At 74.4% G+C, this 9,346-nt stretch carries 11 protein-coding genes and 1 pseudogene; 3 read left to right on the forward strand and 9 right to left on the reverse strand.

Features of this window, described 5'->3' with window-relative positions:
* The 4 genes from B1205_RS32470 to B1205_RS26640 form a co-directional block, all read right to left on the reverse strand.
* On the reverse strand, positions 1–754 hold a 754-nt coding region (locus B1205_RS32470), incomplete at its 3' end, for a serine/threonine-protein kinase (RefSeq protein ID WP_254910230.1).
* 48 nt (positions 755–802) lie between these two features.
* Positions 803–1,660 carry an SAM-dependent methyltransferase gene (locus B1205_RS26630; protein ID WP_254910231.1) on the reverse strand — a complete coding sequence of 286 codons (858 nt, stop codon included), beginning with the start codon at positions 1,658–1,660 and terminating at the stop codon, positions 803–805.
* A 53-nt stretch (positions 1,661–1,713) separates the two neighbouring features.
* Complete coding sequence (locus B1205_RS26635; RefSeq protein ID WP_089158108.1) at positions 1,714–2,607, reverse strand: helix-turn-helix domain-containing protein; 894 nt, start codon at positions 2,605–2,607, stop codon at positions 1,714–1,716.
* A 105-nt stretch (positions 2,608–2,712) separates the two neighbouring features.
* Positions 2,713–2,970 carry a DUF397 domain-containing protein gene (locus tag B1205_RS26640; protein ID WP_089158109.1) on the reverse strand — a complete coding sequence of 86 codons (258 nt, stop codon included), beginning with the start codon at positions 2,968–2,970 and terminating at the stop codon, positions 2,713–2,715.
* A gap of 212 nt (positions 2,971–3,182) precedes the next feature.
* Between B1205_RS26640 and B1205_RS26645 the strand changes: the two genes are divergently transcribed.
* Entirely contained in the window at positions 3,183–3,818 is a 636-nt protein-coding gene (locus B1205_RS26645; RefSeq protein WP_089158110.1) for a GGDEF domain-containing protein, read from the forward strand.
* 29 nt (positions 3,819–3,847) lie between these two features.
* On the opposite strand, the gene B1205_RS26650 is transcribed toward B1205_RS26645, so the two are convergent.
* Together B1205_RS26650 and B1205_RS26655 are read right to left on the reverse strand one after the other, a co-directional pair.
* Entirely contained in the window at positions 3,848–4,342 is a 495-nt protein-coding gene (locus B1205_RS26650; RefSeq protein WP_089158111.1) for a type II toxin-antitoxin system PemK/MazF family toxin, read from the reverse strand.
* A gap of 125 nt (positions 4,343–4,467) precedes the next feature.
* Positions 4,468–5,205 carry a class I SAM-dependent methyltransferase gene (locus B1205_RS26655; protein ID WP_176308814.1) on the reverse strand — a complete coding sequence of 246 codons (738 nt, stop codon included), beginning with the start codon at positions 5,203–5,205 and terminating at the stop codon, positions 4,468–4,470.
* 85 nt (positions 5,206–5,290) lie between these two features.
* Between B1205_RS26655 and B1205_RS26660 the strand changes: the two genes are divergently transcribed.
* Positions 5,291–5,803, forward strand: coding sequence for an NUDIX hydrolase (locus B1205_RS26660; RefSeq protein ID WP_089158113.1), 513 nt, complete (start codon positions 5,291–5,293; stop codon positions 5,801–5,803).
* Positions 5,804–5,845: 42 nt separating this feature from the next.
* Positions 5,846–7,063 (forward strand): serpin family protein, encoded by a 1,218-nt coding sequence (locus tag B1205_RS26665; RefSeq protein ID WP_089158139.1) that lies wholly within the window; start codon positions 5,846–5,848, stop codon positions 7,061–7,063.
* A 48-nt stretch (positions 7,064–7,111) separates the two neighbouring features.
* On the opposite strand, the pseudogene B1205_RS26670 reads toward B1205_RS26665, so the two are convergent.
* The 3 genes and pseudogenes from B1205_RS26670 to B1205_RS33640 all read right to left on the reverse strand — a co-directional run.
* Positions 7,112–7,330: pseudogene (locus B1205_RS26670) on the reverse strand (DUF2277 domain-containing protein); the annotation flags it as partial.
* A 376-nt stretch (positions 7,331–7,706) separates the two neighbouring features.
* Positions 7,707–8,285 (reverse strand): hypothetical protein, encoded by a 579-nt coding sequence (locus B1205_RS33635; RefSeq protein WP_441338574.1) that lies wholly within the window; start codon positions 8,283–8,285, stop codon positions 7,707–7,709.
* Positions 8,267–9,001 (reverse strand): MFS transporter, encoded by a 735-nt coding sequence (locus B1205_RS33640; RefSeq protein ID WP_441338576.1) that lies wholly within the window; start codon positions 8,999–9,001, stop codon positions 8,267–8,269. Before B1205_RS33640 ends, B1205_RS33635 begins: the two co-directional genes overlap by 19 nt.
* Positions 9,002–9,346: the final 345 nt, after the last annotated feature.

Consider the following 9,346-nt stretch of genomic DNA (forward strand, 5'->3'; position numbering starts at 1 on the left):
GGTGGGCGACGTCGGCCGGCAGCCCGGGCACCCGCGGCGGCGGGACGGGCGGCCGGCGGTTCCGCAGCTCGACCACGTCGTCCCAGGTGCGCACCGGCAGCGGGGGCCGGCCGGTGAGGCTGCGGTAGAGCAGCACGCCGAGCGCGTACACGTCGCCGGCCGGGTGGGCCGGGCCGGCGTCGAGCCGTTCCGGGGCGAAGTACGCGGGGGTGCCGGCCCGCGGTTCGCCGACCGGCCCGGTGGCCGGGTCGTGCGGGCCGGCCGGCGCGGCGATGCCGAAGTCGAGCACCTTCGCGCCGGTCTCGGTGAGCATCACGTTGGCCGGCTTGACGTCGCGGTGCACCACCCCGATCCGGTGCGCGGCGGCCAGCGCGGCGGCGACCTGACCCGCCGTCCGGACCGCGTCCGGCCAGGGCAGCGGCCCGCCGGCGAGCCGGTCGGCGAGCGTCTGGCCCTCGACCAACTCCATCACCAGGTACGGCGTCACCACGCCGCCGGGCAGGGTCGCCTCGCCGTAGTCGTACACCTGGGTGACGTGCGGGTGGGTGAGCCGCGCCGCCGCGCGGGCCTCGCGTTGGAGGGTGGCGCGCAGTTGCGGGTCGGCGGCGAGCCGGCCGGCGAGCGCCTTCACCGCGACCGGGCGGTGCAGCACCTCGTCGTCGGCACGCCACACCTCGGACATCCCGCCGAGCCCGATGCGCTCGCGCAGGACGTACCGGTCGTGCAGCCGGAGTTCGGGCGTGAACGGCGACATGATTCCCCCCCAGTGTGCCCGCCCTCCCCCGCCGCGCACCAACCCCGGTCAGGGTGTGCGCGCGACGCCGCCGTACATGCTGACGTCGGCCACCGAGGGGCGGGGGCCCGGTTCGTCGGCGGCACGCCACTCGGCCACCGAGCAGATGCCCGGCTCGACCAGCGCCAGACCGTCGAAGAAGCGGGCGAACTCGTCCCGGCCGCGCAGGTTGATCAGGCCGTGCGGGCCGCCACGGGCCGCCGCCTTCGCCTCGGCGGTCAGGTGGGCCGGCAGGTGATCGTGGGTGGCGTGCGAGGCGACCAGGTAGCTGCCGGCGGGCAACGCGGCGAGCAGCCGGGCGACGATCGCGTACGGGTCGTCGTCGTCCGGCACGAAGTGCAGCACCGCCACCAGCATCAACGCCACCGGCTCGGACAGGTCCAGGGTGCGCCGCAGCTCGGGGTGGTCGAGGATGCGCTCCGGGTCCCGCAGGTCCGCGTCGAGGTAGGCGGTGGCGCCCTCGGGCGAGCTGGTGAGCAGCGCGCGGGCGTGAGCCAGCACGATCGGGTCGTTGTCGACGTAGGCCACCCGGGCGCGCGGGTCGACGGACTGCGCCACCTCGTGGGTGTTGGCCGCGGTGGGAATGCCGGTGCCGATGTCGAGGAACTGGCGGATCCCCGCCTCGCCGGCCAGGTGCCGGACCGTCCGCCGCAGGAACCGCCGGTTCTCCACCGCGCTGAGCCGGATGGTCGGGAACCGGGCGGCCATCGCGTCGCCGGAGTCGCGGTCGGCCTGGAAGTTGTCCTTGCCGCCCAGCCAGTAGTTGTAGCGCCGGGCGGGATGCGCCACCGAGGTGTCGATCCGGTCGCCCTGGTAACCCGACCCGACCACCGGACCGGGAACTTCGCTGGTCAAGGCCGCCTCCACGACTCGCGCACCACGACCGCCGGACGGCATCCGTCCACTGTCGGCGGTCCCGGTCATGGTATCGCCGGGTAGAGCTCGTCCCGGATGCGGGTCAGCAGCTCACGAGTGCGTTCCGGCGGCGCGGCCTCGACGCACAGCCGCTCCATCGCCTCCGCGTAGTAGTCGAGGTCGTCGCGCTTGTCGAGGTAGATGGCGCTGGTGAGCTGCTCGATGTAGACGATGTCGGGCAGGTCCTGGTCGCCGAAGCGCAGGATGCTGAAGGCACCGCTGGCGGCGGCGTGCCCGCCGGCGGCGAACGGCACGATCTGGAGTCGCACGTGCGGCGCCGTGGTCGCCTCGATCAGCGCGTCCAACTGCTCGCGCATCACCGCGGCACCGCCGATCGGCCGGCGCAGCACGGCCTCGTCCAGCACCGCCCACAGCTGCGGGGGACGGTCGCGACGCAGCAGCCCCTGGCGTTCGATCCGCAGGTTCACCCGCCGGTCCAGCTCCGCCGGCGACGCGCCGCGGTGCCCGAGCAGGATCACCTCCCGCGCGTACGCTGCGGTCTGGAGCAGGCCGGGCACGAACTGCACCTCGTACGTGCGGATCAGCGCGGCGGCGGCCTCCAGCCCCAGGTAGGACTGGAACCAGGCGGGCAGCACGTCCCCGTAGCGGTGCCACCAACCCGGACTGTTCGCGTCCCGGGCCAGCTTGAGCAGCGCGGCGCGATCGGCCGGCGTGGTGACCCCGTAGAGCGTGAGCAGGTCGGCCACGTCGCGTTCCTTGAAGCCGACCCGACCCAGCTCCATCCGGCTGATCTTGGATTCCGAGGAACGGATCTCCCAGCCGGCGCTCTCCCGGCTGACCGCCGCGCTCTCCCGCAGCCGCCGCAGCTGCGCCCCGAGCAGCATGCGCAGCACGGTCGGACCGCTGGTCGGACCACTCTCGACGGGCACCGTCGCCACCTGACCGCCCTCGCATCCCGACTGCCCCGGACCGGGTGCCCTCCCCGGCCGACGAGTAAGCATGCCATGAACCGACAGTGAGGTGAACTCCCCCGGCCGGGCGATTCAGTCCCGTGTACGGGACGGCGGGATGAGGTGGTCGAAGTCGCCGTCCCGGGCACCGAGGACGAACGCCGCGATCTCGTCCACCGTGTAGATGAGCGCCGGCCCCTCCGGGTGCCGGGAGTTGCGTACCGCGATGCCGGTGCCGCCGGGCAGCTCGGCCAGCTCGACGCAGTTGCCGCTCGGGTTGCTGCGACGGCTCTTCGACCAGCGCATCGGGGGCAACTCGGTCACGGGTACGCCGTTCGGGGGCTGCTGCATGGGCGTCCTTCGGGGAAGAGCCAGCCGAGGCCGCGGGGAGGAGCGGTGGGTGGCGACGTCTGTCGACTGAGAAGTGGAATGCACGTGCATTTGCTATTGCATCTGCAATGGACAGCGAGCATGATAGCCGAACGTACGGTGTGCCGGGTCGCTCACGTTCCGTTACCCGGATGCCGCCCGGCGCGGCCGGGAAACGCGGGTGAGGAGGGCGCGTGCCGGATCCGATGACCGTCGCCTCCGGCATCTCCGCCGTCGGTGCTCTGGCCTCCGCCTGGCAGCTGCGCCGCCGGGCGCTACGCGCCGAGGCCGAACTCGACCTGCTCCAGGCCGAACTGGCCGCCGAGCGGCACGCGGCCAGCCACGACCCGCTGACCGGGCTGCCCAACCGCCGCGCGTTCTTCCGGCTGGCCGCCGCCCTGCTCACCGACCCCGCCGGCCAGCCCCTGGTGGCGGTGGTGCTCGACCTCGACGGCTTCAAACAGATCAACGACCGCTACGGGCACGCCGCGGGTGACCAGGTGCTGGTCAGCGTGGCGCAGCGGCTGGCCGCCTTCGCCGGCAACAACCTGGTCGCCCGGCTCGGCGGCGACGAGTTCGCCGGCCTGCTGGTCAGCCCGGCGGCCGACCGACGCTGGATCGACCACGCCACCCGTCGGCTCTACGAGGCCCTCGCCGCGCCCATTCCGCTCGGCGGGCGCACCATCCGGGTCACCGCCTCGATCGGGCTCGCCCCGGTGCACAGCCCCACCCAGCTCACCGACGCGTTGTGCCGCGCCGACGCCGCCATGTACGAGGCGAAGACGCTCAGCTCCACCCACTCACCACGCCAACTCGTCGCGGAGTACTGACCGGCCCGGTCAGCGGCGCCGACGCACGCTCAGCGCCAGCCGTAGCCGGCCCGCAGCGCCTGGCCGACCCGGTCGAACCGGGGCCGGTCCAGCACCGCGCCCTCCCGGCGGATGCCGTCCTCGCGCATGGTGAGCACCCGGTCCAGGCGCACCCAGCTCGGCCGCTTCTCCCGGTCCCACTCCCCCGGGCCCAGCGCCAGCCAGTGCCGCTGCCCGTCCCGGTCACTCTGACTCGACAGCATCAGCCCGAACAGGGTGCGGCTGTGCCGGCCCACCACCAGCACCGGACGATCCTTGCCCTGACGCGGGTCGTCCTCGTAGGGCACCCAGGTCCAGACGATCTCGCCCGGGTCCGCCTGCCCGTCCGGCTCCGGCGCGTACGACAGCTCGCGGCGCTGCAGCGCGCTGACCTGGCGTCGGCGCGCGACCTGGGCCGGGATCGGCCCGCCGGTGCGGGTGGGCGCGGCCGCGCCCCCGGTGATCCGACCGAGCCGGGACGCCACATTCCTCAACAGACCTGCCACGGCGGGCAGCCTATCCCGTCGCCGCCGGGAGGAATCCGGTGGCGGCCCCGCCCACGGTTTCGCCACCATGCCCGGGTGACTCCCGCCGGAGGTGGCCCGGACGGTCGACGCCGGGTGACCGCCGGTCAGGCCGGGCGGCGGGCCAGCACGAGCGTGGTGCGCAGGTCCAGCACGACCGTGCCGCCGAAGCCGTCGACCGCCGCGCCGACCGCCGCGCGGACCCGCTCGCGCAGCTCGGGCGGGCGACGCAACTGCGGCGAGAACGTGTCGACCAGCCGCAGGTACGCCGCGGTGTCCAGCGGCACCGCGCGGCGGAACCGGGACAGCCGTACGTCGGTGAAGCAGCCGCTGCCGGCGACGTCCTCGTGGAACCAGTCGTCCGGCCGGTCGCCCCGATCGGCGGGGTCGGCGGAGGAGAACGCCGCCCGGATCGCCCCGGCCTGCTCCGCCTCGACGTAGTCGTAGCGGTGGCTGAGGACGGCGAGCGTGCCGCCGGGACGCAGCGCGTCGTGGGCGCGGCGGTTGCGGGTGGCCGGGTCAAGCCAGTGCCACGCCATCGCGCAGGCCAGCACGGCGACGCCGCCGGCCGGCGGGCGCCACCGCTCGAAGCTCGTCGTCACCACGTCGACGGCGGGAAACCGCTCGGCCAGCACGCGGGCCATCCGGGCGTCCGGCTCGACGCAGGTGGTGGCGGCGCCGAGGGCGAGCAGGACCGCGGTGGCCAGGCCGGTGCCGGCACCGACCTCGACCAGGGTGTCGGGCGACCCGCCGTGGTAGGCCCGGACGGCGTCGGCCACCTCGGCCGGATAGCCCGGCCGCGCCTCGTGGTAGGTGTCGGCCTTCTCCCCGAACAGTTGCGACATGCCGCCATCCTTCCCGCCCCGCCCGCCGGCCACGACCACATTTCCACCCCGCCGAGCCGCCGGGTGGCCCCCGTAGGCTGCGGGCATGGAGTTGCCCCGCGATTTCCCGGTGGTGGAGCGGCGCGCCGTGCGGGTGGTGGTGCTGGACGCCGCCGACCGGGTGCTGCTGTTCCACACCCGCGACCCCGAGCACCCCGACCTGGGCGTCTGGTGGGAGCTGCCCGGCGGTGGACTGGACGCCGGCGAGACGTACCGGGAGGCGGCGGTGCGCGAGCTGCGCGAGGAGACCGGCATCGTGGTCGAGCCGGGTGACCTCGGCGCCCCGACCTGGCGGCGGCGGGCCAGTTTCCTGCACCGGCAGCGGCGGCACCTGCAGGACGAGGTGGTGGTGACGGTGCGGCTGTCCGGTCCCGGGCCCGACGTGGACGAGGCGCACCGGCTGGACTACGAGGTGGAGGACTACTTCGGGTTCCGCTGGTGGCCGCTGGCCGAGGTGCTCGCCGACCGGCCGCGGTGCTATCCGGGCCGGCTGCCGGAGCTGCTGCCGGCGTTCCTCGCCGGTGCGGAGATCGACGAGCCGTTCGAGCTGTGGTCCTGAGCGGCCGTGCCGGTGAGCGCGTCAGCGGGCAGAGTGGAGCGGGTGAATCCTCTGCACGCACCCCTGGCCCACTACGCCGAGCGGCTGCACCGCGCCGCCGGTGACACCCACCACGTCGCCTCGCCGCTGGGAGCCTGGCTGCTGCTGGCGCTGACCGGCCCGGCCGCCACCGGGCAGGCCCGGGCGGCGCTGGCCGAGGCGCTCGGCGTCGACCCCGACGACGCGGCCGCGGCCGCCCGGGCGCTGCTCGCCGCGCCGCACCCGATGGTCGCCACGGCCACCGCGCTGTGGGAGCGGACGCCCTTCGACGAGCTGACCGGGTGGCGGGCCGGCCTGCCCGAGCAGGCCGAGCACGGCCCGCTGCCCGACCAGGCCACGCTGGACGCCTGGGCCCGGGAGCGCACCGGCGGGCTGGTCGAGCGGTTCCCGGTCGACGTCACCCCGGAGACACTGCTGATCCTGGCGAACGCGCTGGCCACCCGCGTGTCCTGGGCCGACCCGTTCGAGGTGGCGCCGGCCGCCGAGCTGGGTGCCGGCAGCGCCTGGGCCGGCCGGTTGCGGCAGGTGTTGCGCACGCCCCCGGTCGGGCACCGCTGCTGGGTGTCGGCCACCGACCGGGCCGGCGACGTGGCGGTGCACGCGGCGCCGGCGCGTACCGGCGACGACGGCGCCGGGATGCTGGTGGTGTCCGTGGCGGCGGCGTCGGAGGTGCCCGCCGGGGAGGTGCTGGCCGCCGCGCGGGAGCTGGCCGTCACCGCCGCCGCCATGCCGGACGCGCCGGCGCCGGGCCGGCGGTCGCTGTTCGACCTGCCGCTCGGTGAGACCCCGCTGTGGACGCTGCGCGAGGAGCCCACCCGCACCTTCGCCCCGGACGGACGGGAGGAACGCGCCACCGCAGTGCTGCCGTGCTGGGCGGCGGAGAGCCGGCACGACCTCACGGCGCCCGGGTTCGGGTTCGACGCGGCGGCGCGGGCCCTGGGCGGCCTGCTCGGGCTGGCCGAACCGCCGTTCGAGGCGACGCAGTCGGCGGTGGCCCGGTTCGGCCGCTACGGCTTCGAGGCCGCCGCGGTGACCGCGTTCGGCATGGTCGCCGGCCTGCCGCCGGAGGGTGTCGCCCGCGTCGCCGACCTGCGCTTCGCGCACCCCTACGCGGTGGTCGCGGTGACCATTGACGAGGCGGCCAGCCCCTGGCACGCGCTGCCGGTCTACTCCGCCTGGGTCACCGAGCCGACGGAGCTGCCCGCCGACGAGACCACCTGAGCGGGGTGCCCCGCCGCACCGGACCGGCGTCGGCTCAGGGCGTCGNACCTCCCGGTCCCGGGAGGGTGCTTTCGTCACGAGGCTGTCCAGCAGGGTGCGGGTGGCCGCCGTGACCGCGCGCACCGCCTCGTCGAACGCCTCCTCGTTGGCCGCGGACGGCCGGGGCGTGCCGCTGACCTTGCGCACGTACTGAAGGGCGGCGGCGGCGATCTCGTCGTCGGTCGCGGGCGGCTCGAAGTTGTGGAGCACGCGAATGTTCCGGCACATGCCTCTACCATGCCAGCCCGGTCCGACACCGGCGACCACCCAGCCAGCTCTCGAACTGCCGGCCAGGCCGGTGATCACGCGCTGGGCAAGATCACCACGACCGGCCCCGGCCCACGGGTACTTCCTAACCCCGCAGACACCCATACCGTTCCACCCACGCCTCATTCAGCCCACGAGTGGAACGCCATGGGTGCGTCCCGACCCTCCAGACACCCATGGCGTTCCACTCGCGCCTCGATCAGGCCGTGAGTGGAACGCCATGGGTGCATGGTCGGGCGGCCGCAGCGGGGTCGCCCACGGCACCTGGGCTGCGGGACCGGTGGTACGGCCCGGCGGGGACTCCTGCATCAACCGGCGCGGCCCAGGCGGGGCGGCTTCAGGCGGGGACGCTCTGCCGGGCCTCCGCACTGGCGGCCAGGCGCTTCTGGCGCTCCTGGGCACCGATCAGGTCGTCGGGCAGGGAGTCCTCGACCTCCAGGTCGAACCGGCGCAGCAATCGGGTCGCGAAGCCGCCCAGGGTGATCAGGGTCAGGATCACCCCGAAGCAGACGTACGCGAAGCCGATGCCACGGCCCGGGCCGGTGCCGATCACCTCGCCCACGGTGCCGGCCAGCGTGCCGCCCGGGGCGAGCATCGGCTCGAACACGGCGGTGGCGGCCGGCGCGAGCAGCGCGAACCCGATCGGCAGGGTGGACCAGGAAATGGTCTGGTTGAGGCTGAACACCCGGCCGTGGAAGCGCTGCGGCACCTTCACCTGCACGATCGTTGCGTAGATCGACTGCGCGGTGGTCATCGACAGGGCCAGCCAGCAGAAGCCGACGCAGATCATCGCCACGGACGCGTCCAGGCCGATCAGCACGCAGCCGACCGCGGTGCCCAGGTTGCCGATCAGCACGCCGATCATCCGCCGCTTGCGCGGCCCGCCCCAGACCGCCATCAGCACGCCGCCGAGCACCGCGCCCACCGCCTCGGCCNGAGCACCAGCGCCGGCGCGAGGAAGATGTTGCCGATCGCGAAGTAGCCGAGCATCAGCCGGAACCCGCGGTGCCGCCAGGAGTAGCGCATGCCGTTGGCGATGGCCACCAGCAGCCGTTCCCGGGGCCGCCAGCCGAGCAGGTCCGGGAAGCGGACCACGGCCAGCGTGAGCACCGCGACGACGTAGCTCGCCACGTCGATGACCAGGATGCCCTTGAGGTCGATCGCGGCGAGCAGGCCAGCGGCGAAGACCGGCATCAGCAGCGTGGCCACGCCGGTGGAGAGCTGGGTGATGCCCATGGCGTGGCCGAGGTAGCGTTTCGGCACGAGCTGCGGCACCGCCGACTGGAACGCGATCCGCTGGAACGACCCGGCCACCGAGCTGAACGCCACCAGCAGGTAGATGTGCCAGAGCACCAGGCTGTCGGTCCACAGCAGGCCGGCCAGCACCAACTGGATCGCACCGGCGACGCAACTGGCCACCATCATGATCCGGCGTCGGCTGACCCGGTCGACCAGGGCGCCGGCCACCGGCAGCATGAGCACGCCGCAGATCAGCGCGAGCGCCCAGAGCAGGCCGAGGTCGGCCACCGAGCCGGTGCGGTTGAACAGCCAGATCGGCAACGCGAACGCGGTCAGCGCCGAACCGGTGCTGGAGACGAGCTGCCCGACGGTGACGGCCAGGAACCGGCCCATGCTGGGCTTGACCGTGGTGTCGGGCCGGCCGGTCTCGCCGACCCGGAGCGTGTCGTGCACCGCCCAGCCGGCGTCCTCGCCCCGGGCCTGCGGATCCAGCCCGGTGAGGTCACCGGCGGCCACCGCCGGGTGCACCTGGGAGACGATCTCGGCCAGTTCCTCGGCCCGGTACTTGAGGAAGAAGTGCCCGGCCTGGTCGAGCACGACCAGGCCGAGCGTGTCGCTGAGGAACTGCCACTCGGCGTACCGCTCGCGGTGGTAGTCGGTGACCGGGTCCTCGGAGCCGACCACCGAGATGATCGGGGCGCGCAGCTTCGTCGCCCGCCGGTCGAGCAGGCGGGGGGA

Origin of the sequence: Micromonospora sp. NBS 11-29 (assembly GCF_002140155.1) — a bacterium.
In the GTDB taxonomy this organism is placed as follows: Bacteria; Actinomycetota; Actinomycetes; order Mycobacteriales; family Micromonosporaceae; genus Micromonospora.

What these genes read in the sequence shown, in the direction of transcription:
- B1205_RS26655 (WP_176308814.1), bottom strand. Translation starts at nt 5,205, where the DNA reads ATGTCGCAACTGTTCGGGGAGAAGGCCGACACCTACCACGAGGCGCGG.
- B1205_RS26640 (WP_089158109.1), bottom strand. Translation starts at nt 2,970, where the DNA reads ATGCAGCAGCCCCCGAACGGCGTACCCGTGACCGAGTTGCCCCCGATG.
- B1205_RS26660 (WP_089158113.1), top strand. Translation starts at nt 5,291, where the DNA reads ATGGAGTTGCCCCGCGATTTCCCGGTGGTGGAGCGGCGCGCCGTGCGG.